This window comes from Microvirgula sp. AG722 (assembly GCF_003269145.1).
In the GTDB taxonomy this organism is placed as follows: domain Bacteria; phylum Pseudomonadota; class Gammaproteobacteria; order Burkholderiales; family Aquaspirillaceae; genus Microvirgula; species Microvirgula aerodenitrificans.
The window spans coordinates 356,666-377,581 of sequence record NZ_QLTJ01000002.1 but is presented as its reverse complement, the minus strand read 5'-3'; the positions used below and the strand labels follow the sequence as shown (position 1 = coordinate 377,581).

Here is a 20,916-nt window from a genome sequence, read left to right as displayed (position 1 = left end):
TGGAACATAATCATGGGTGACGTATTCCAGTTCATGAACGTGCAGCGCAATCCGGGCGAGAAGCTTCCCGCCGAATTGCGCCGGCGCAAGTTCATCGAAATCTACACACCGCTGGACGCGCATGACGCGGACGAGCAGGCTGGCCGCTGCCTGTCCTGCGGCAATCCGTACTGCGAGTGGGAGTGCCCGGTGCACAACTACATCCCGAACTGGCTGAAGCTGGTGACGGAAGGCAAATTGTTCGAGGCGGCCGAGCTGTCGCACAAGACCAACTCGCTGCCGGAAATCTGCGGTCGCGTCTGCCCGCAGGACCGCCTGTGCGAAGGCAGCTGTACCCTGAACCAGGGCGGCTTCGGCGCGGTCAGCATCGGCTCGGTCGAAAAGTACATTACCGACGAGGCGTTCAAGGCCGGCTGGCGTCCGGACATGAGCAAGGTGGTATGGACCGACCGGAAGGTCGCCGTCATCGGTGCCGGCCCGGCCGGCCTCGGCTGCGCCGACGTGCTGGTGCGCAACGGCGTGAAGCCGGTGGTGTTCGACCGCTATGAGGAAATCGGCGGGCTGCTGACCTTCGGCATTCCCGAGTTCAAGCTGGAAAAATCCGTGGTCGCGCGTCGTCGCGAAATCATGGAAGGCATGGGCGTCGAATTCCGCCTCGGCGTCGAGATCGGCCGCGACATCAGCATCGACACGCTGCTGGGCGAGTACGACGCGGTGTTCATGGGCATGGGCGCCTACCAGTACATGAAGGGCGGCTTTGCCGGTGAGGCGCTGCCGGGCGTGATGGAAGCGCTGCCGTTCCTGATCAACAACGTGCGCCAGAGCCTTGGCACGCTGAAGGACGAAGCGCCGGTCAGCATGGAAGGCAAGCGCGTGGTCGTGCTGGGCGGCGGCGACACGGCGATGGACTGCAACCGCACTTCGATCCGTCAGGGCGCGAAGCGGGTGATCTGCGCCTATCGTCGCGACGAGGCCAATATGCCGGGTTCCCGGCGCGAAGTCGGCAATGCGCGCGAGGAAGGCGTCGAATTCCTGTGGAACCGTCAGCCGGTGGCGATCGAAGCCGCTGCCGATGGGTCGCTGCGGCTGAAGCTGGCGGAAACCCGGCTTGGCGAGCCGGACGCGAAGGGCCGCCGCTCGGCCGAAGTGGTATCGGGCAGCGAGCAGGTCATCGAGTGCGACCACGTCATCATCGCCTTCGGCTTCCAGGCCGAGCGCCAGTCGTGGTTCGACGGTGCATCGATTGCCACCGACGAGCGCGGTCGCACCCGTGCGGCGGAAAAGCAGCTGTACAAGTTCCAGACCAGCAACCCGAAGGTGTTCGCCGGCGGTGACCAGGTCCGTGGCGCCGATCTGGTGGTGCGGGCGGTATTCGAAGGCCGCCAGGCTGCCGAAGGCATGCTTGCTTACCTGAAGGTCTGGTAACGGGCCGTGCCATCGTGTTTCGCATCGAAGAAGCAGGCCTCGCGCCTGCTTTTTTTCATCCTCGCGCGCCGGCTGCCCCGGAGGGCTATGCTGAACGCGGTGGATCGCCGCTGGGGCGATTCGATGCGAAGAGGTGACAGCGATGGCAGCGAAGAAAATCCTGATGCTGGTCGGCGACTATGCCGAAGACTACGAAACCATGGTGCCGTTCCAGGCGCTGACCATGGTGGGCCATATCGTGCATGCGGTGTGCCCGGACAAAAAGGCCGGCGAGCATGTGCAGACCGCCATCCATGACTTCGACGGCGCCCAGACCTACAGCGAGAAGCCCGGCCATCGCTTCGCGCTGAATGCCGACTTTGCCGATACCGACGCCGCCGATTACGACGCACTGCTGATTCCCGGCGGGCGGGCACCCGAATACCTGCGCCTCAACGACAGGGTGCTGAATATCGTCCGCCACTTCGCCGCGCACAAAAAGCCGATCGCGGCCGTCTGCCACGGTGCCCAGCTGCTGGCGGCTGCCGGCGTGCTGGACGGGCGCGAGTGTTCGGCCTACCCGGCCTGCGCGCCCGAGGTCACGCTGGCCGGCGGTCGCTACCAGGCGATCCCGGTCGACAGCGCCCATACCGACGGCAATCTGGTCACCGCGCCGGCCTGGCCGGCGCACCCGGCATGGCTGGCGCAGTTTCTGCAGGTGCTGGGAACCCGCATCACCCTGTAAACTCGTGCCACTGGCATGATGGAAAGGGGCGCTCGCGGATGAATCCTCCCGGGCTGAAGGTCGATACCGCCGACGGGACGCTGACGTTGCTCGGCGACTGGACCCAGAGTGGTCTGTCGGCGGCGGATGCGCGGTTCCGCGAGCGGCTGGAGCAGGCGGCCGCACAGGCCGCCGGCTGGAATCTCGACGCCATCGGCCACCTCGACAGTTGCGGTGCCGCCCTGCTGTGGCAGGTGTGGGGACAGCGCTGGCCGCAGGCCGTGACGGCGGCCGAGCCGCTGCGCGTCCTGCTGGCACGGCTGGCTGCGCTGCCGCCCCTGCCGGCGCCACCCGGCGGACAGGCCTCCGGCTGGCGCATCCTGCCGGTCTTCGTCGGTGACGTGATGCTGACCCTGTGCCGGCAACTGCGCGACGTGACCATGCTGTTCGGCCAGCTGCTGATTGCCAGCGGCTGGATTCTCCGCTATCCGGTCGACATGCCGTGGCGCGGCCTGTCGGCCAACCTGTTCCGCGTCGGGGTCAAGGCGCTCGGCATCACCGCACTGGTCGGTTTTCTGATCGGCATCGTGCTCAGCTATCTGTCGGCGCAGCAACTGGCCCGCTATGGCGCCAATATCCTGGTAGTCGATCTGCTCGGCGTCGGCATCCTGCGCGAACTGGGGCCGATGCTGGCGGCGATCCTGGTCGCCGGTCGCTCCGGCTCGGCGATCACGGCCGAACTCGGGGTGATGAAAATCCGCCAGGAGCTCGATGCCATGCTGGCGATGGGCCTGTCGCCGAACCTGAGTCTGGTATGGCCCCGGGTGGTGGCACTGATCATTGCCATGCCGCTGGTGGCGCTGTGGACCGACGTGATGGCGCTGATCGGCGGCGCGCTGGCAGCATGGGTATCGCTGGATCTGCCGCTGGCGGTGTTCATCGACCGCTTTCCGACCGCCGTCGCCGTCAAGCATCTGTATCTCGGGCTGGGCAAGTCACTGGTGTTCGGGGCGCTGATCGGTCTGGTGGCCTGCCGCAACGGGCTCAGCGTCGCGCCGAACAGCGAAAGCCTCGGTGCGGCCACCACCCGTGCGGTGGTGGTGTCCATCACGCTGGTGATCCTGGCCGATGCCGTGTTCGCCATCCTGTTCTCTCCGTTCCAGGTCCAGTGACCGTGCCGATCGCCATCCAGCTGTCCCATATCCATACCGTGCTTGGCGGGCGGGTCATTCACGACGACATTTCGCTGCAGGTCGCGACCGGCGAGGTGCTGGCGCTGGTCGGCGGTTCCGGCAGCGGCAAGACCACGCTGCTGCAGCACATGATCGGCCTGACCGAACCGGCCGCCGGCAGCGTGACCGTACTCGGCGAGCGCCCCGGCCAGATGTCGTTCATGCGCCAGCGTGCGCTGCGTCGCCGTCTCGGCGTGGTGTTCCAGTTCGGCGCGCTGTTCGGCAGTCTCAGCGTGCTGGAAAACGTCATGCTGCCGCTGAAGGCGGCACGGATGCCGGCCGATGTGGCCAGCATGGTCGCCCGGCTGAAGCTCGATGAAGTCGGCATTGCCAGTGCCGACCTGCACAAGCCGCCGTCGGCGCTGTCCGGCGGCATGGTCAAGCGCGTGGCGCTGGCGCGCTCGCTGGCACTGGACCCTGAACTGCTGTTCCTCGACGAGCCGACCTCGGGCCTCGACCCGCTGTCGGCGCAGAGCTTCGTCGACCTGATCCTGGAAACCCGCCAGCGCCATCAGCTGACCGCCGTCATGGTGACCCATGACCTGGCGCGCATGCGCCGGCTGGTCGACCGGGTCGCCGTGCTGGCCGACCGGAAACTGGTCGCCATCGGTACGCTGGCGCAGATCTGCCAGGTGCAGCACCCGTTCATTCAATCCTATTTCGGGGCGGAATTCGCCACGACCGCCGGCGGGAATCCTCCCGCCGCCAGCGGTCGGGACGCCGCCGGAGAATCCTGATGGAAAGCAAGAGCCTGGCCCTGTGGACCGGGGTATTCACCCTGACGCTGCTGGCGCTGCTGGTCGCCATGGTGGTGTGGATGAGCGGCGGCGGTACGCGGCCGGTCGACTACCAGCTGGTCGCCAGCCAGTCGGTCGCCGGGCTGCGGCCGGAAGCGCCGGTGCTGCTGCGCGGACTGCAGGTCGGGCGGCTGACCAGCATGCGCATCGATCCGGTCGACATGCAAAAGGTGCGCATGACTGCCAAGATCGACCCCGGCCTGCATTTCAGCCGCAAGCTGCACGCCAAGCTCGGCACCCAGGGCGTGACCGGGCTGTCCTTCGTCGAACTGATCGATGACGGCGGCGGGCCGGCCTTCGACCCGGAGCGCGACGTGATCGAGGTCGCGCCCTCCATGCTGCAGGAAGTCGGCCTGCTGATTCCGGAAACCATGCTTGAAGTGCGCAGGCTGGCCGCGCACGTCAACGACATTCTGAATGCGGACAACCGCGAACATATTGCCTCGCTGCTGGCCAATCTCGACCGCAGCAGTCGCGAATTGCCGGCGCTGGGCAAGGACGCCCGTGCCGCGCTGCGCGACAGCCGTGCGCTGATGCAGAGCCTGCAGGCGCTGAGCGAGCAGAGCCGTGGCAGCCTGGCCCGCATCGACCAGAGTGTGGTCGATGCTGCCCGCTCGGTCAGTCAGGCCGCCGATCGTCTCGGTGCGCTCGGCGAGCGCACCGACCGTGGCGTGCTGCCGGAAGTGCGGCGGGCGGTAGATGAACTGCGGCGGACCAGCGCCTCGCTCGATCGGCTGATCGAGTCGCAGCGGCGTGATCCGCAGCAGCTGTTGCGCGGTGCGGCCAGCGAGCCGCCGGGCCCGGGCGAGCCGGGATTTGCCGGGGAAAAGGACCCTCATCAATGAAACGGCTGCCCACCCTCCTCATCCTCGCGACCGCGCTGGCCCTGAGTGCCTGCGCACTGGCACCGGTCGCCCGGCCGGCGCGCTTTACCCTGGACACCCGGAGCATGGCGCGCGCGCCGCTGAGTGTCACCGTCTCGGCGGCAAGCTGGCTGGACGGCCGCGACATGTACTACCGGCTGGCCTATCGCGATCCGCACCGCCTCTACCGCTATGCCGGCAGTGCCTGGGCGTCGGCGGTGCCGAACCTGGTCGGAGAGCGCATCGATCCGGCACCGCAGGCCGGGATGCGGACTCTCGATATCCGCCTGAACGACTTCAGCCAGGTGTTCTCGTCGCCGACCGACAGCGTCGGCCGCGTCGACGCGTCACTGAGCCTGCGTGACGGTCGCGACGGCCGCCTGGTCGACAGCACGCGGCTGAGCGTGGAAAAGCCGGCTGGTGCCGACGCGGCCGCCGGCGTGGCGGCGCTGTCCGCCGCCAGTGACGAACTGCTGGCCCGGGCGCTGCGCTGGGCGGCGCAACACCCGTAACGGCAAGCGGGCGCGCACTGCCCTGGCGCTCAGCCCGTTGTCAGCCGCCGCCCCAGCCGGGCCAGGCGGGCCAGCGCATCGCGGTCGAAGTCGAAGCCGCCGTTCAGGCGCAGGCAGTGGCCGAAGCGGCCGGACGGGGAAAAGATCGTGCCGGGTACGTAGCTCATGCCGTCGGCAATGGTGGCGTCGTAGGCGGCCAGGGTATCGACGTTGTCCGGCAGGGCGGCCCACAGTACGTAGCCGCCGGCGGGGCGTGACACGCGGGTGCCGGGCGGGAAGTGCCGTTCGACCTCGTCGGCCAGCCGCGCCAGCTGGCCGGACAGGCGGCGGCGCAGCTGGGCCAGGCGCCGGTCCGGCTTTTCATGCTGCAGATAGCTGGCGACCGCCATCTGGTTCGGAATCGGCGTGGCCAGCGTGCCCATCAGCTTCAGCAGCAGCGTCTCGCGGTAGTAACGGCCGGCAGCGAGCCAGCCGATGCGCGGTCCCGGCGAGAATGCCTTCGAGAACGTCGAGCAGTACAGCACCCGGCCGCTGCGGTCGTAATGCTTGACCGGCCGGTACGGCACGTCGGAGAACGCCAGCTCGCGATAGGCGTCGTCCTCGATCAGCGGGATCCGGTGGCGTTCGAGGATGTCGATCAGCCGCTGCTTGTCGGCTTCACGCATGACGAACCCCAGCGGATTCTGCAGCGAGGGCATCAGCAGGCAGGCAGCGACGTTGTGGCGCGGGATGGCGGCATCCAGTTCGTCGAGGTCGATGCCGCGTGCCGGGTCGGTGCGGATCTCCAGCGCCTGCATGCCGTTGTTTTCGATGGCGTGCAGCAGACCGTAGAAAGTGGGTGATTCGACCGCGATCACGTCGCCGGGGCGGGCCACGGCGCGCAGGGCCAGGTTCAGTGCCTCCATGGCGCCGCAGGTGATGACGGTTTCCTCCCAGTCCAGCGTGACCCCCTGATGCAGGGCGCGGCGGGCGATCTGCTGGCGCAGCGCGTCACTGCCGGGCGGCAGGTCGCGCAGCCCGCGCTCGGGCGAGAAGCGCCGGGCGGCCTGGCGCAGGTGGTAGTTGACCCGGTCGAGATCAAGCCAGGCCGGTTCGATGAACGGCGAGCCGAACGGTGCGATATGGCTGTCGCGCAGCGCGTCGAACAGGCGCAGCGCCAGCGGTGCGACCGCGACCTTCTGTGGCCGGGACGCGGACGGCGACGGCGACGGCATGCGCGGTTCGAGAACGAAATAGCCGCGTCGCGGCTGCGCCTCGATCAGGCCGGCCGCTTCCAGGTCCTCCAGTACGCGGCGCACGGTACTGGTGCTGAGCTGGTGGATACGGCATAGCGCGCGCACCGATGGCAGGCGGTCGCCGGGTTTCATCGCCCCGCTGCGCATGGCATGGATCAGGGTATCGGTCAGCAGTCGGAACTTGCGTACGGGGGCTGTGGCTTCTGGTGGCATGGGGGCTTTACCGTGGAACATCGCATCCGGGTGGCATTGTCGCATCTGTATGCATTGAAAATGCAAAAACCTGTGTGTTCCTGATACCAGAGACGGGGTATAGCCTGCGCGACGTTCTCCCATTCCGCCCGGAGCCGTCATGTCGACCACCGTCCAACCCCTGCATCGCGTCAGTGCCAAAGCGGCCCGCGATGCGCGCAACAAGATCTATCCGCGCCTGACGCGCGGTCGTTTCAACACCATTCGCGTGCTGACCGTACTGATCACCCAGGCCGTGTTCTTCGGCCTGCCGTGGCTGCAGTGGAATGGCCGTCAGGCCGTGCTGCTCGATATTGACCACGAACGCTTCTATCTGTTCGGCCTGATTCTCGGCCCGCAGGATCTGGTCTACCTGGCCGGCTTGCTGATCGTCAGCGCCCTGGGCCTGTTCGGCTGGACGGCACTGGCCGGGCGACTGTGGTGCGGCAACGCCTGTCCGCAGACGGTCTACACCGAGATCATGCTGTGGATCGAGCGTGCAGTGCAGGGCGACCGCCCGGCGCGGATGCGGCTGGATGCGGCGCCGCGCGCGTGGAACACGCTGTGGCGCAAGGGCCTGTCGCACGGCCTGATGATGGGGTTTGCGCTGCTGACCGGTGCGACCTTTGTCGGCTATTTCACGCCGATTCAGGACATTGCCACCAGCGGCTCGTGGTTTGCGCTGGGGGGCTGGACCCAGTTCTGGCTGCTGTTCTATGCCGTGTTCACCTATGTGCTGGCCGGTCTGCTGCGTGAGCAGGTGTGCAAGCACATGTGCCCGTATGCGCGCTTCCAGGGCGCGATGTTCGATGATGACACGCTGATCATCTCCTATGATCCGGTGCGCGGCGAACCGCGCGGTTCGCGCAAGCAGGGCGACAAGCCGCGTGGCGACTGTGTCGACTGCAGTATCTGCGTGCAGGTGTGCCCGACCGGCATCGATATTCGCGAGGGGCTGCAGTACGAGTGCATCGGCTGTGCCGCCTGTATCGACGCCTGCGACACGGTGATGGACAAGATCGGCGCGCCGCGCGGGCTGATCCGCTTTACCTCGCAGAATGCCATGGCGCGCGGCGTCGGCCGGCTGTTTGGCTGGAAGACCCTGTTCCGGCCACGGATGGTGGTCTACGCCGTGCTGATGGCCACCGTGATCGGGGCCATGGGCGTCGGCCTGTGGCAGCACCAGCCGTACAAGTTCAACGTCCTGCGCGACCGCGCCTTCCTGAGCCGGGAAACCGACGACGGCCTGCTGGAAAACGGCTTTACGCTGCGGGTGATGAACTACGGCGAAAGCGCACAGGATTACCGGGTCGAGGTGGAAGGCCTGCCGTCCGCCAGCGTCAGCACCCGGCCGGAGAAAATCCGGGTCGAGGCGAACGGGGATGCGACGGTCTACGCCTGGGTGCGCGCCGATACCGCCGACCTGCCGCGCGGCAGTCATCCGTTCCGTTTCCGCCTGGTGCCGAAGCAGGGCGAGGCGCTGGAAACCGACGCGAGTTTTATCGCCGAATGATCCGCTGGTAGCCGGCTATAGCGTTTCCGGTTATTCGCAAGTGGCATATCGATGCTGCAGCCTGGCGGGACGATGCGATATAAAGGGACTATCGGACTGAAACACTGACGGACCCCCTTGATGAAACTATCGCTCCCGATCCCGCTGTTGCTGCTCCTGCCGGCGCTGGCCATGGCGAAGCCGCTGACTGTCTGCACCGACGCCAGCCCGGAAGGCTTCGACGTTGTCCAGTACAACTCGCTGGTGACCACCAACGCCTCGGCCGATGTGCTGATGAACCGGCTGGTCGAGTTCGATGCCCGCGCCGGCAAGGTGGTGCCGGGGCTGGCCGAACGCTGGACCGTCAGCGCGGATGGCCTGAGCTATACCTTTACCCTGCGCCGCAACGTGGCGTTCCATGCCACCGACTACTTCAGGCCGGGGCGCAAGCTGAACGCCGACGACGTGGTGCAGAGCTTCGAGCGCATGCTTAAGCCGGACCATCCGTGGCACCGGATCGCCGTCAACGGCTTCCCGCATGCGCAGTCGATGCAGTTGCCGAAGCTGGTGCGCGCCGTGGACCGGATCGACGACCAGACCGTCCGCTTTACCCTGAACGAGGCCGACGCGACCTTCCTGCCGATGCTGACCATGGGCTTTGCGTCGATCTACTCGGCCGAGTACATGGACAAGCTGATGGCGGCCGGCAAGCCGGCGCTGCTGAACAGCCAGCCAATCGGCACCGGGCCGTTCGTGTTCAGGGCCTACCAGAAGGATGCGGCCGTTCGCTACGTCGCCAATCCGGACTATTTCGGTGGCAAGCCGAAGGTCGAACGGCTGCTGTTCAGCATCGTGCCCGATGCCACCGTGCGGCTGCAGAAGCTGCGTGCCGGCGAATGCCAGATCGCGCTGTCGCCGAAGCCGCAGGATGTGGCCGGCATCCGTGGCAATCCGGCGCTGCAGGCGCTGTCGGTGCCGGCCTTCATGACCGCGTTCGTGGCACTGAACAGCCAGCACAAGCCGCTGGACAATCCGAAGGTGCGCCAGGCAATCAACCTGGCTTTCGACCGCACAGCCTATCTGAACAGCGTGTTCGGCGGCACGGCCGTGGCCGCGACCCAGATCTACCCGCCGAATACCTGGAGCTATGCCCGCGACGTCAGACCGTGGCCGCACGACCCGGCACGCGCGCGGGCGCTGCTGGCCGAGGCCGGGCTGGCGAAGGGCTTCGAGACCACGATCTGGACCCGTCCGTCCGGCAGTACGCTGAACCCGAACCCGCGCGCCGGTGCCGAGCTGCTGCAGGCCGATCTGGCCCGCGTCGGCATTCGCGCCTCGATCAAGGTCATCGAATGGGGCGAGCTGATCAAGCGTGGCAAGGCCGGCGAGCATGATCTGCTGTTCATGGGCTGGGCCGGCGACAATGGCGACCCGGACAATTTCCTGACCCCGCAGTTCAGTTGTGCGGCCGTGACCTCCGGCACCAATTTCGCCCGCTACTGCTCGCCGACGCTCGATCGCCAGATCGAGGCCGGCAAGCGTACCGCCAATGTGGTCGAGCGCACCCGGCAGTACGTGGCGGCACAGAAGTGGATTCATGACCAGGCACTGTGGGTGCCGCTGGCCCATCCGACCGCAACGGTGCTGGTCCGGCGCGAAGTCGGCGGCTACCGGGTCAGTCCGTTCGGCCGCCAGGACTTCGCGCCGGTCGTGGTCAGGTAGCCAGCCTCGACAACGCCAGCCCGGCCGCCGCCAGGTCCCAGGCGGCGCAGCCGACCGTCTTGCAGACGATGGGCCGGCCGTCGTCCGGCCGCCGGTCCAGCGCCGACACCAGCGGCTCGACCCGCTCCCAGTCGACTCCGGCCAGAATCAGGTCGCCGGCCTCGTGGCGGGCGCCGGCCGGATCGTCGACGAACAGCCGGCTGGCGGCAATGGTGTCCGCCGCGATTTCCGCCGCCGTCGGCTGGAAGGCGCCGACGCCGATCACCAGCCGGCCGGCACGGGCGGCATCGTGGTAGACCGGCGTGCGGCTGGTGGTCAGGGTGATGACGGCATCGACTGCCGGCGTCTGTTCCGGCGCCGCTCGCAGGTCGGCGTCCAGCGTCGCCAGTTCGCGGCGGAATGCCTCGTCGCGGCCCGGGGCCGAGCCGCGCACATACAGCGTGATGCCCGGATACAGCGCGGCCAGCGCTTCGGCATGATTCTTCGCCTGGGTACCTGTGCCGATCAGCAGCACGGCCGTCGGCGCCTGCGGCAGCAGCGCGCGCAGGCCGAGCAGCGAGATGGCGGCGGTACGGCGGCCGGTCACGGTCGGGCCATCCAGGATCAGCAGCAACTGGCCGGTCACGCTGTCGTAGGCGGACACCTGGCCGTGCAGGGTCGGCAAGCCGCGCTCGCGGTTGGCCGGGGTGATATTGACCAGTTTGTGAATGGCGAGGCGTTCGGCCACGGCCGGCATCGACAGCATCACGCCGTGTTGCGGCAGTGGTACGACCTGGCGCTCCGGGCAGTCGATACGGCCGGCGGCATAGTCGCGGCAGGCCTGTTCCAGTGCGTCGACCAGCTGTGGATACGGCAGCAGGCCGGCCGTTGCGGTGGCGTCAAATACGCGGGGCGGGGCGGATGGGGACATGGTCCGGGTCTCCGGGAAAGGGGTCAGCGAACGAGAAAACCATGGGTCAGCGGATCGTGCGGATCGATGACCCAGTTGGCAAAGCCGCACAGATGGGCCTGGCCGCTGATTTCGGGGATGACCGCGTCGATATCGCCGACCCGGGTTTCGCGCAGGATGCGGGCCTGCATCCGGGTGCCGATGATGGATTCGTTGACCAGGGTGTCGTCCGCGGTCAGCAGGCCGCGGGCATGCAACTGTGCCGCGCGGCCGGCGGTGCCGGAGCCGGTCGGTGAACGGTCGACTTCGCGGTCGGCGAAGATGCAGCAGTTGGCCTGGGTCGAACCGGCGTGACGCGGTGTGTTGTCGACAATGGTGCCGTAGATATGGTTGATTTCCGGAATCAGCGGATGGACCACCGGAAACGCCCGGTTGGCCGCCGCCTTGACCTCGGCGCCGAAGCGGATCAGCCGTTCGGCCTCGTGTTCGCGGATCTGCAACTGGTGCGGTTCGCCCGGGGTATAGAAATAGAATGCGCCGCCAAAGGCGATGTCGCCGCGCACGCGGCCAAACGACGGCGTGTCGACTTCGACATCGCGCAGATACAGGAACGACGGCACGTTGACGAAGCGCGTCGCGCCGGCCCGCTCGCCATCCCACTCGACGAAAGCCTCGATGAAACCGCACGGCGCATCGATGCCGACCCGGGTTTCCGGCTCGGTGCGCTCGACCCAGCCCAGCGCCACGGCGGCGGTGGCCAGCGCGATGGTGCCGTGGCCGCAGTGATCGCTGTAGCCCTCGTTGTGAACGAAGATCACGCCGAAATCGGCACTGTCGCTGACCGGGTCGGTCAGGAAACCGGCGTACATGTCGGCATGACCGCGCGGCTCGAAAATCAGGGCGGTGCGCAGCGCGTCGATATGGTCCCTGGCCCAGGCGCGCCGTTCGACAATGGTCGCACCCGGCAGCTTCGGCAGGCCGCTGGTGACGATGCGGAACGGTTCGCCGCCGGTGTGCATCTCGACGGTACTGATCATGCGGTTCAGGTTCATGGAGCCTCGCTTCGGGTCGGGGATCGGGGGCCGTGCCGGTCAGTCGCCACGGTGGGGACAGGACAGAATGCTTGACGCGGAGGCGCCGGGCAAGGCATGGTGGCGCCACATATGAATATTTCGATGACAGCCGTTTTTCTCGCCGGATGGTGGCGCGCCTGACAAGGGCGGCGTCGGGTATTTCTTTGCTTACGACAGGCCGCCGCACAGGGCGGCCTTGTCATTCCTGCCTGTCCCTGGCGGCGGCATTCCCACTCAAAAGGAGAATGCAATGTCCCGCTCGCAATGGGGATCCAGGGTCGGATTCATCCTCGCATCGGCCGGTGCGACCGTTGGCCTCGGCTCGATCTGGAAGTTTCCGTATGTGACCGCCATGAATGGTGGCGGCGCCTTCCTCGCCATCTTTGTCGCCATTACCTTCACCCTTGGCCTGACGCTGCTGCTGGCCGAAATCGCCATCGGTCGCGCCGCCGGCTGCGGCGCCGTCAGCGCGCTGCGCAAGCTGGGCGGCGGTGGCTGGCCGCTGGTCGGCTACGCCGGCGTGCTGTGCGGCTTTCTGGTGCTGTCGTTCTACTGCGTGGTCGGCGGCTGGACGCTCGGCTACCTGTGGCGTGCGATCGACGGTCGGGTCATGAGCGATTCGCCCGAGGCGCTGGCCGCCCTGTTCGGCCAGTATGTGTCCAGCCCGGTCGAGCCGCTGCTGACCCTGGCGCTGTTTGTCCTGCTGACGCTGGTGGTGGTGATGTCCGGCATCCAGAAAGGCATCGAGCGGGCCGGCAAGATCATGATGCCGGCGCTGTTCCTGCTGATGCTGGTGCTGATCGTCCGTTCGCTGACCCTGCCGGGCGCATCGGCCGGGGTGGCGATGTTCCTGGCGCCCGACTTTTCCCGCGTTACGCCGGCCATGCTGGTCGACGCGCTGGGGCTGGCCTTTTTTTCGCTGTCGGTCGGCGCCGGCTGCATGCTCGCCTACGGCTCTTACCTGGGACGCGACGTCAAGCTGACCGGGGCGGCGCTGTGGGTGACCGGGCTGACCACGCTGACATCGATCCTGGCCGGGCTGATGATTTTCCCGGCCATCGCCGCCTTCGGCCTCGATGCCGCCGCCGGGCCCGGCCTGACCTACATGACCATGCCGATCGTGTTCAACCACCTGCCGTTCGGTCAGGGCTTTGCCCTGGCGTTCTTCGCCCTGCTGCTGTTCGCCGCACTGACCTCGTCGGTTTCGCTGCTGGAGCTGATCGTGGTGCTGCCGATCGACGACTGGGGTGTGTCGCGCCGTCGCGCTTCCCTGGTGGTGTCCGCCCTGGTGTTTGCCGCCGGTATCCCCGCGTCGCTGTCGTTCGGTCTGCTGGCCGACTACAAGTGGTTCGACCGCAATGTGTTCGAACTGATGGACTATGGCGCCAGCAATATCCTGCTGCCGCTCGGCGGTATCGGCACCGCGCTGTTTGCCGGCTGGAAAATCTGGCCGACGCTGCGCGACGAGCTCGAGCTGCCCGCCGGAATGACGGTGGCAATGCGCTGGATGTGTCGGCTGTTTGCACCGGTATTGATCGGCGTGATCCTGGTCTGGAATATATGAAAATCTTTTTTTGATGCGGCGGTTTTTAAATCGTTATTGAATAAAAAATAATATCAAATAGAAGGTTTTTATTGTCTGTTCGATGAAGGGAGAGCACGAAATCAGTATTCTCCCTTCCTTTCTCATGAAAAAAGAGCAACCTGCCGATATGCGCCAGGTCAGGGCAATATCTGCCCTGTTTACCTGTTTCGCCAATCATGGTTGCAGGCGATGCCATTTTCTTGTGGTACCCGCAAGATGTCTTTTTTATCGAGAATCGTGTGGTTTACGCTCATTCTGTGCAGGTTTCTCTTTCGACCGGCAGGGGCTGGCTGGTCGGCACGGCAATGCTGTGGACGGTTGCCGGCCCGGCCTGGGCCATCAATGAATGCGGTACCGGTCTGACCGTCAGTTGCAATGGCTCTGGCAGCAGTGCCGGGCAGAAAAACCCGTACGCGAACGGCATTGGCTACAGTGGAGCGGATATCAGTCTGACGCTGACGGGGCGGGTGGCTGTTGATACCAGTGGTGCAGCGGAGAGTATCGGCCCCTATACGGTGGGTATCGGAGTCAGCAGCAGTGGCTTTACCCCTGCCGGATCGGCACGCATTCTGGTCGAAGCCGGGGCGAGCATTACGACCCGGCAGGCGAATGCGCGGGGTATTTCCATTCGTGGCACGAGCGGGAATGCATCCGGTACGGTGCTTAACTACGGCAATATCACGACCTTTGGCGCCGATGCGCGTGCCCTTTTCGTCCAGGTGAACAATAACGCCACCGTGGTATCCACCGGCAGCGTCAGTACCCGGGGCGCGACGGCTCGCGGCCTGTATGCGCAAAGCCTTCGGGGCGGTGATGTCTCGGTGACCAACCGCGGGACGGTGCAGACGGCGCTGGCCAATGGCATCGAGGCGCGGACGATCAATGCCGGCACCGTGGATGTCACGCAGTCAGGTACGGTGGACGCAGGCGGTACGACCAGCGATGGCATCTTCGTCGAAGGGGGCACTCAGGGGCATGCCACGGTCCGCAATACCGGATCGGTTCGTGGCGCCACCGGGCTGCTCATCACGGGCTCGCAGGCGACGGTCAGCAATACCGGCTCGCTGGCCGGCACCCGGTCGGCAGGGCTGCGCGTGACCGGCGGTGCCGTGGCAACCATCGACAACGGACCTGGTGCAAGCATCAGCGGACAGACCGGCATCGACCTGCAGACGTCGGGCAACCGGATACGCAATCGTGGCCGGATCCGCGGCGAGGCAGGCACTGCGATCCGGCTGGGGGGCGCCGGCAATGTGCTCGAACTGGACAGTGGTTCGGTGCTGGACGGCGATGTGCTCAGTGCCGGCAGCAACAATACGCTGACACTGCTGGGCAGCGCGGTCGAAGACAGCCGCTTCGTGGGCGCGGGCGCCGGTGACGGATTCCGTTCCCTGACCATGGCCGGCGACGACTGGACGCTCAGCGGCGATGTGGCACTGATCGGCACCGCCGCCGACACCCTGTCGGTCCGGCAGGGACGGCTGACCCTCGGCGGCACCGTCGACAGCCGGGGCGGGGCCACGATTGCGCAGGGGGCCACACTGCGGATCGGTGAGGGGGCCGCCAGTGGTTCGTTCAATGGGTCGATCATCGACAATGGCGAACTGGTATTTGACCGCGCCGATGACACGGCTTTTTCCCGCTCGATCAGTGGCGATGGCGGGCTCACCCAGTCCGGCAGCGGCATGCTGACCCTCAATGGCGCGAACAGCTATCGCGGGCCGACCCGGGTCGAGGCTGGCACATTGCGGCTGGATTCGGCCCGTGCCATCAGCGGTGATTCGGTATCGGTCGCAGCCGGCGCCGTCTACCTGCTCGATTTCGCCGCGACGCCGCAGGCGTGGACCTTTGACCGGGCACTGACGGGGAGCGGCACGGTACGGGTTGACCTGGGAACGCCGTCTGCGGATTTCCGGCTGGGAAGCGGGGCGGGGTCCGCATTTGCCGGCACGCTGGCGCTGGGCCGCAGCCAGTTCAACCTGGACGGCGACCAGGCGGCGCAACTGGCCCGGGCGACACTGCGGCTGGAAAGCGGCAATACCACCACCGTCGACAATGACCGGCTGGCGCTGGGACAGCTGTCCATTGCCGGCGGTGCGCTGGTACTGCCGACCGAGGCACCGGCCACCATCATCAGCGAGATCTCCACCGGCCGGCTGGACCTGCAGGGCGGCAGCGTGCAGGCCTATGTGCCCGACCACTACACGCCGGGCGAAGCATGGGATGGCCGGGCGCCGACCCTGCTGCGCCAGGACGATACCATCGTCAGCCGGCTGATCAGTACGACCGGCATCACCGGCAGCGCCAGCCTGCTGGCGCTGATCGACCAGAATGGCACGGTGCTGGGAACGGAACGACAGATCGGCATCGAGCAGCACGGACTGGCCGTTGCCGTTGGCGACTATGGCTTTTATCTGGGTACCGGTGCCGGCAACGACGGGCTGTATGTCGGCTACGGCCTGCACCGGCTCGACATACAGGCCGGCCAGCTGCTGCACCTGACCGGGGACGACGGCACCCTGGCGGGTTCGACGCTGGATGCCAGGCTGACCGGCAGCGGCAATCTGCTGATCGAGGCTGCCGGCAGCATTACCCTGAACAATGCGGCCAACACTTACACCGGCACCACGCAGGTCTCCGGCAAGACACTGGTACTGGGCAACGACAATGTGCTCGGACAGACCTCGCAGCTGCGCATCGATGCCGGGGCGACCGTTGCAGCCAACGGGCATGTGCAGGGCGTGGGGGAATTGCTGATTGATGGCGATCTGCAGCTGTCCGGCGGCCAGCTGGCGGTACTGCCGCCCTGGGGCTCGGGCCGCCTCGAAGCCCGGACCGGGTCGCGCGTGGCGTTCGACGGCGGCGGGCTGAGTATCGGCAATGGCGGCCGCATCGCGGCCGGCACGCTGTCCGGCAGCGGCCTGCTGACCCTGACCGGTGGCGAGCTGCGGCTGGAGGGTGCCAATCCTGCGCTGGCGGTAACGACGCAGATCGCGGCAGGCGCCAGCGCAGTCGTGGACGATGTCGGCGGGCTGGGACGCGGCGGCATTTTCAACGATGGCACGCTGCGCTTCGACGCGGCAAATGGCGTGCTGTCCAATGCGCTGGATGGCCGGGGGGATGTGCAACTGGTGCAGAGCGGCCTGACGCTGTCCGGCGCCAATGACGGCTTTGCCGGTCGCTTCGACATCGATGCCGACAGCCGGCTGACCGTGACCGACACGCGACAGCTCGGCAGCGCCAGTGTGACGGATGAGGGTGTGCTGCTTCTCGACGTTGCCGGTGAGGGACGGCTGCTGAATGCGCTGACCGGGGCCGGCGAACTGGTTAAGCGCGGCAGCGGTGTCGTGCTGGCCGGGCAGGGGCTCGATCACCGTGGCGGTACCCGCATCGAGGGCGGCGGACTGCTGCTGGACAATGCCGCCGCGACGCTGGGGGGCGGCGGCCCGGTCACGGTTGCCGGCGGGGCGGTGCTGGGTGGCTACGGCGTCGTGGTCGGCGATGTCGGCAACGACGGCTATCTGGTGGTGGCTGACGCTGCGACGCGGCTGTCCGGGACCGGCAGACTGGAAATCCGCGGGGCGCTGGACAACCGGGGCGGCATCCTGCTCGGCGGTGCCGGTGTCGGCAATGCGCTGGTGCTGCAAGGTGACTACCGTGGCACCGGCTCTGCCTGGCTGCGGGTTCATGCCCGGCTGGACGGCGATGATTCGCCGGCTGACCGCGTACTGCTGGATGGCGGTCGCGCCAGTGGCGAGACCGCACTGCAGGTAGTCAATGTCGGTGGTGCCGGTGCCCAGACCCGGGGCGATGGCATCCTGCTGATCGAAACCGGCAACGGGGGGCAAACCGGGGCCCAGGCGTTCCGGCTCGACGCGCCGGTACTGGCCGGTCCGTACGCCTACCGCCTGTATCGCGGCGGCCAGGGGGCCGGTACGGCGGACAACTGGTATCTGCGTTCGGAGCGCAGCGATGAGGCGGATACGCCGGATGATGGCAAAAGACCCGACTACCGCGGTGAAACCTCGCTGTATGCCGTCGTGCCGGCCATGGCGCTGGCCTATGGCCAGACGATGCTGGCGACGCGCGAGGTCCGGGCGACGAATCTGGCCACCACCCGGCCGTTGCCGGCGGCCTGGGGGCGGGCGATCAACGAGGCGGGCCACTACGATGGCGGCGGCATACTGGCGAACGGGCCGCGGTATGCGAGCGAGTTGCAGGCACTGCAGGCTGGTCATGACCTGCTGCTCCGTCATGGGCGGGACGGCTCGGTGCTGCGTGGCGGGTTGTATCTGGCCATCGGCCAGGCCAGCGCCACCGTCGATCACGATGACGGTCGTCGTGCCGGCCATGACCAGCTCGACGGGCGCACGCTGGGCGGCTACTGGAACTGGCAGGCCGACAGCGGGGCCTATGTCGATGCCGTGGCCCAGGCCAGTCAATACCGCGTGCGTTCCGTCTCCGCCCAGGTGCGGCCGCTGCACAGCCGCGGCCATGGCGGCGCAGTGTCACTGGAGGCCGGCTTCCCGCTGCGGGTCGACCCGTCCTGGCGGCTGACGCCTCAGGTCCGGCTGAGCTACCAGCGCATCCGGCTGGACGCGGCGTCCGATGGTGCGGCCCAGGTCCGCTTCGGCGGGATGGAGTCGCTGCAGACCCGGGTCGGTCTGCTCGGCGAGCATGCGGCATCGCCGTCGTCATCGGTCTGGGTTCGTGCCGGGCTGGGCCGGGAGTCCGCCGCCAGGCCGGGCGCATCCTTCTCTTCCGACAACGGCTATCTTCCGTTCCGGACCGGCATGCGCGGCATGCTGGCCGATGCCGGGGCCGGTCTGGACATCCGGCTGGGCAAACAAACCAGCGTGCGCGGCAGCCTGGACTGGCAGGGTGCACCGGGCGGCCACGGCGGTGCCCGCCGTGCCGAACTCGTCATGCACATGAGCTGGTAGCGCAGTGCGGCGGCCGTTCGCCGCAATTTTTTTGCCCGCCAACCCTTGAAAAGCCCTTTCCTCGCCCATACCATTGGCACTCGCAACGGACGAGTGCCAGTCGCTCGTGCCAAATCGCTGATTTTTTTAGTGTTTTCTGATTGTTTCAGATAACTACTCGAGTACAGGAGAGTTTTTCCATGGTAATCCGCCCCCTGCATGACCGTGTTGTGATCAAACGCCTCGAAGCCGAAGAGAAAACCGCTTCGGGCATCGTGTTGCCGGGCAACGCGGCAGAAAAGCCGGACATGGGTGAAGTCGTCGCCGCCGGCAATGGCAAGATTCTGGAAAACGGCGAACGCCGTCCGCTGGAGCTCAAGAAGGGCGACAAGGTCATCTTCGGCAAGTACGCCGGCCAGACCGTCAAGGTTGACGGCGAAGAGCTGCTGGTGATGCGCGAAGAAGACGTGATGGGCATCGTCGAGTAATCGACCCGGTCCCGTCCCGTTGTCCCGATCCAATTTCCTGGAGTAAAAGAACATGGCTGCAAAAGACGTAAAATTCGGTGATTCCGCTCGTGCCAAGATGGTCATTGGTGTCAACGTGCTGGCTGACGCCGTCAAGGTGACCCTGGGCCCGAAGGGCCGCAATGTGGTGCTGGAGCGCAGCTTCGGCTCGCCGACCATCACCAAGGACGGTGTGTCGGTCGCCAAGGAAATCGAACTGAAGGACCGCTTCGAAAACATGGGCGCGCAAATGGTCAAGGAAGTGGCTTCCAAGACCAACGACGTTGCCGGTGACGGCACCACCACCGCGACCGTGCTGGCCCAGGCCGTCGTGCAGGAAGGCATGAAGTACGTTGCCGCCGGCATGAACCCGATGGACCTGAAGCGCGGCATCGACAAGGCGGTCATCGCCATCGTTGAAGAACTGAAAAAAATCTCCAAGCCGTGCGCGACCGGCAAGGAAATCGCCCAGGTCGGCGCGATTTCGGCCAACAGCGACAGCGTGATCGGTGAAAAGATCGCCGCCGCGATGGAAAAGGTCGGCAAGGAAGGCGTGATCACCGTTGAAGACGGCTCGGGCCTGGAAGACGAACTCGACGTGGTCGAAGGCATGCAGTTCGACCGCGGCTACCTGAGCCCGTACTTCATCAACCAGCCGGAAAAACAGATCGCCCAGCTCGACAACCCGTTCGTGCTGCTGTTCGACAAGAAGATCTCGAACATCCGCGACCTGCTGCCGGTGCTGGAACAGGTGGCCAAGTCGGGCCGTCCGCTGCTGATCATCGCTGAAGACGTCGATGGTGAAGCGCTGGCTACCCTGGTGGTCAACAACATCCGCGGCATCCTGAAGACCGTGGCCGTCAAGGCACCGGGCTTCGGCGACCGTCGCAAGGCCATGCTGGAAGACATCGCCATCCTGACCGGCGGCACCGTGATCGCCGAAGAAGTCGGCCTGACGCTGGAAAAGGCCACGCTGGAACAGCTGGGCCAGGCCAAGCGCGTCGAAATCGGCAAGGAAAACACCACGCTGATCGACGGTGCCGGCCAGGAAGCCGCCATCAAGGCGCGTGTCGACCAGATCCGCAAGCAGATCGAAGAAGCGACCAGCGACTACGACCGCGAAAAGCTGCAGGAACGCGTGGCCAAGCTGGCCGGCGGCGTGGCCGTGATCAAGGTCGGTGCCGCGACCGAAGTCGAAATGAAGGAAAAGAAGGCCCGCGTCGAAGACGCGCTGCACGCGACCCGTGCCGCCGTTGAAGAAGGCATCGTTCCTGGCGGCGGCGTGGCCCTGCTGCGCGCCCGTGGCAACCTGAGCAACCTGAAGGGCAGCAATGCCGAACAGGACGCCGGTATCCAGATCGTGCTGAAGGCGATCGAAGCTCCGCTGCGCCAGATCGTCGCCAACGCCGGCGACGAGCCGAGCGTGGTGGTGAGCAAGGTCTACGAAGGCAAGGGCAACTTCGGTTTCAACGCCGCCACCGGCGAATACGGTGACGTGGTTGAAATGGGTGTGCTCGATCCGACCAAGGTGACCCGCAGCGCGCTGCAACACGCCGCCTCGATCGCCGGCCTGATGCTGACCACCGATTGCATGATCGCCGAAGTGCCGGACGACAAGCCGTCGGCCCCGGACATGGGCGGCATGGGTGGCATGGGCGGCATGATGTAATACCGCTGCATGGCGCTCGCGCCATGCCCGGCAAAACCCCCGCGAACGCAGGTTCGCGGG

15 protein-coding genes are annotated in these 20,916 nt (G+C 66.5%); 12 read left to right on the top strand and 3 right to left on the bottom strand.

From position 1 onward, the window contains the following. The first annotated feature begins 12 nt into the window (after positions 1-12). The 6 genes from DFO50_RS05355 to DFO50_RS05330 all read left to right on the top strand — a co-directional run bounded on the left by DFO50_RS05355 (position 13) and on the right by DFO50_RS05330 (position 5,532). The gene (locus DFO50_RS05355; RefSeq protein WP_028497622.1) at positions 13-1,425 is read left to right on the top strand and encodes an FAD-dependent oxidoreductase; all 1,413 of its coding nucleotides are present in this window, start codon (positions 13-15) and stop codon (positions 1,423-1,425) included. Positions 1,426-1,567: 142 nt separating this feature from the next. Beyond that, complete coding sequence (locus DFO50_RS05350) at positions 1,568-2,149, top strand: DJ-1/PfpI family protein (protein WP_112692166.1); 582 nt, start codon at positions 1,568-1,570, stop codon at positions 2,147-2,149. Between the two features lie 38 nt (positions 2,150-2,187). Further along, complete coding sequence (locus DFO50_RS05345) at positions 2,188-3,300, top strand: ABC transporter permease (protein ID WP_112692165.1); 1,113 nt, start codon at positions 2,188-2,190, stop codon at positions 3,298-3,300. Positions 3,301-3,302: 2 nt separating this feature from the next. Beyond that, a complete protein-coding gene (locus DFO50_RS05340) occupies positions 3,303-4,097 on the top strand; it encodes an ABC transporter ATP-binding protein (RefSeq protein WP_199489747.1) in 795 nt (264 codons plus the stop codon). Continuing rightward, complete coding sequence (locus DFO50_RS05335) at positions 4,097-5,002, top strand: MlaD family protein (RefSeq protein ID WP_107889375.1); 906 nt, start codon at positions 4,097-4,099, stop codon at positions 5,000-5,002. Before DFO50_RS05340 ends, DFO50_RS05335 begins: the two co-directional genes overlap by 1 nt. Continuing rightward, positions 4,999-5,532, top strand: coding sequence for an ABC-type transport auxiliary lipoprotein family protein (locus tag DFO50_RS05330; protein ID WP_112692164.1), 534 nt, complete (start codon positions 4,999-5,001; stop codon positions 5,530-5,532). Before DFO50_RS05335 ends, DFO50_RS05330 begins: the two co-directional genes overlap by 4 nt. 29 nt (positions 5,533-5,561) lie before the next feature. Here the strand turns inward: DFO50_RS05330 and DFO50_RS05325 are convergent, their stop codons facing one another. After that, positions 5,562-6,980: a PLP-dependent aminotransferase family protein gene (locus DFO50_RS05325; RefSeq protein ID WP_036384665.1), complete on the bottom strand. Its 1,419-nt coding sequence runs from the start codon at positions 6,978-6,980 to the stop codon at positions 5,562-5,564. 139 nt (positions 6,981-7,119) lie between these two features. Between DFO50_RS05325 and ccoG the strand changes: the two genes are divergently transcribed. Together ccoG and DFO50_RS05315 are read left to right on the top strand one after the other, a co-directional pair. Then, positions 7,120-8,511: a cytochrome c oxidase accessory protein CcoG gene (ccoG, locus tag DFO50_RS05320; protein ID WP_107889380.1), complete on the top strand. Its 1,392-nt coding sequence runs from the start codon at positions 7,120-7,122 to the stop codon at positions 8,509-8,511. 120 nt (positions 8,512-8,631) lie between these two features. After that, positions 8,632-10,212: an ABC transporter substrate-binding protein gene (locus DFO50_RS05315; RefSeq protein WP_112692163.1), complete on the top strand. Its 1,581-nt coding sequence runs from the start codon at positions 8,632-8,634 to the stop codon at positions 10,210-10,212. Here DFO50_RS05315 and lhpI read toward each other — a convergent pair. Continuing rightward, complete coding sequence (gene lhpI, locus DFO50_RS05310; RefSeq protein ID WP_112692162.1) at positions 10,205-11,122, bottom strand: bifunctional Delta(1)-pyrroline-2-carboxylate/Delta(1)-piperideine-2-carboxylate reductase; 918 nt, start codon at positions 11,120-11,122, stop codon at positions 10,205-10,207. The two genes, DFO50_RS05315 and lhpI, sit on opposite strands and share 8 nt — an antisense overlap. A gap of 23 nt (positions 11,123-11,145) precedes the next feature. Further along, entirely contained in the window at positions 11,146-12,153 is a 1,008-nt protein-coding gene (lhpH, locus tag DFO50_RS05305) for a trans-3-hydroxy-L-proline dehydratase (protein WP_112692161.1), read from the bottom strand. A 271-nt stretch (positions 12,154-12,424) separates the two neighbouring features. On the opposite strand from lhpH, the gene DFO50_RS05300 reads away from it, so the two are divergent. From DFO50_RS05300 to groL, 4 genes are all read left to right on the top strand, one after another. After that, positions 12,425-13,738 carry a sodium-dependent transporter gene (locus DFO50_RS05300; RefSeq protein ID WP_028497631.1) on the top strand — a complete coding sequence of 438 codons (1,314 nt, stop codon included), beginning with the start codon at positions 12,425-12,427 and terminating at the stop codon, positions 13,736-13,738. 278 nt (positions 13,739-14,016) lie between these two features. Then, positions 14,017-18,702 (top strand): autotransporter outer membrane beta-barrel domain-containing protein, encoded by a 4,686-nt coding sequence (locus tag DFO50_RS05295; RefSeq protein WP_158537407.1) that lies wholly within the window; start codon positions 14,017-14,019, stop codon positions 18,700-18,702. A gap of 179 nt (positions 18,703-18,881) precedes the next feature. Next, positions 18,882-19,169, top strand: coding sequence for a co-chaperone GroES (groES, locus tag DFO50_RS05290; protein WP_028497633.1), 288 nt, complete (start codon positions 18,882-18,884; stop codon positions 19,167-19,169). Between the two features lie 52 nt (positions 19,170-19,221). After that, the gene (groL, locus tag DFO50_RS05285; RefSeq protein WP_028497634.1) at positions 19,222-20,856 is read left to right on the top strand and encodes a chaperonin GroEL; all 1,635 of its coding nucleotides are present in this window, start codon (positions 19,222-19,224) and stop codon (positions 20,854-20,856) included. The last annotated feature ends 60 nt before the right edge of the window (positions 20,857-20,916 follow it).

Coding starts and splice junctions, on each gene's coding strand:
- lhpH (WP_112692161.1), bottom strand. CDS start 12,153: ATGAACCTGAACCGCATGATCAGTACCGTCGAGATGCACACCGGCGGC.
- DFO50_RS05325 (WP_036384665.1), bottom strand. CDS start 6,980: ATGCCACCAGAAGCCACAGCCCCCGTACGCAAGTTCCGACTGCTGACC.
- DFO50_RS05355 (WP_028497622.1), top strand. CDS start 13: ATGGGTGACGTATTCCAGTTCATGAACGTGCAGCGCAATCCGGGCGAG.
- DFO50_RS05330 (WP_112692164.1), top strand. CDS start 4,999: ATGAAACGGCTGCCCACCCTCCTCATCCTCGCGACCGCGCTGGCCCTG.
- groL (WP_028497634.1), top strand. CDS start 19,222: ATGGCTGCAAAAGACGTAAAATTCGGTGATTCCGCTCGTGCCAAGATG.
- ccoG (WP_107889380.1), top strand. CDS start 7,120: ATGTCGACCACCGTCCAACCCCTGCATCGCGTCAGTGCCAAAGCGGCC.
- groES (WP_028497633.1), top strand. CDS start 18,882: ATGGTAATCCGCCCCCTGCATGACCGTGTTGTGATCAAACGCCTCGAA.
- lhpI (WP_112692162.1), bottom strand. CDS start 11,122: ATGTCCCCATCCGCCCCGCCCCGCGTATTTGACGCCACCGCAACGGCC.
- DFO50_RS05300 (WP_028497631.1), top strand. CDS start 12,425: ATGTCCCGCTCGCAATGGGGATCCAGGGTCGGATTCATCCTCGCATCG.
- DFO50_RS05335 (WP_107889375.1), top strand. CDS start 4,097: ATGGAAAGCAAGAGCCTGGCCCTGTGGACCGGGGTATTCACCCTGACG.
- DFO50_RS05345 (WP_112692165.1), top strand. CDS start 2,188: ATGAATCCTCCCGGGCTGAAGGTCGATACCGCCGACGGGACGCTGACG.
- DFO50_RS05350 (WP_112692166.1), top strand. CDS start 1,568: ATGGCAGCGAAGAAAATCCTGATGCTGGTCGGCGACTATGCCGAAGAC.
- DFO50_RS05315 (WP_112692163.1), top strand. CDS start 8,632: ATGAAACTATCGCTCCCGATCCCGCTGTTGCTGCTCCTGCCGGCGCTG.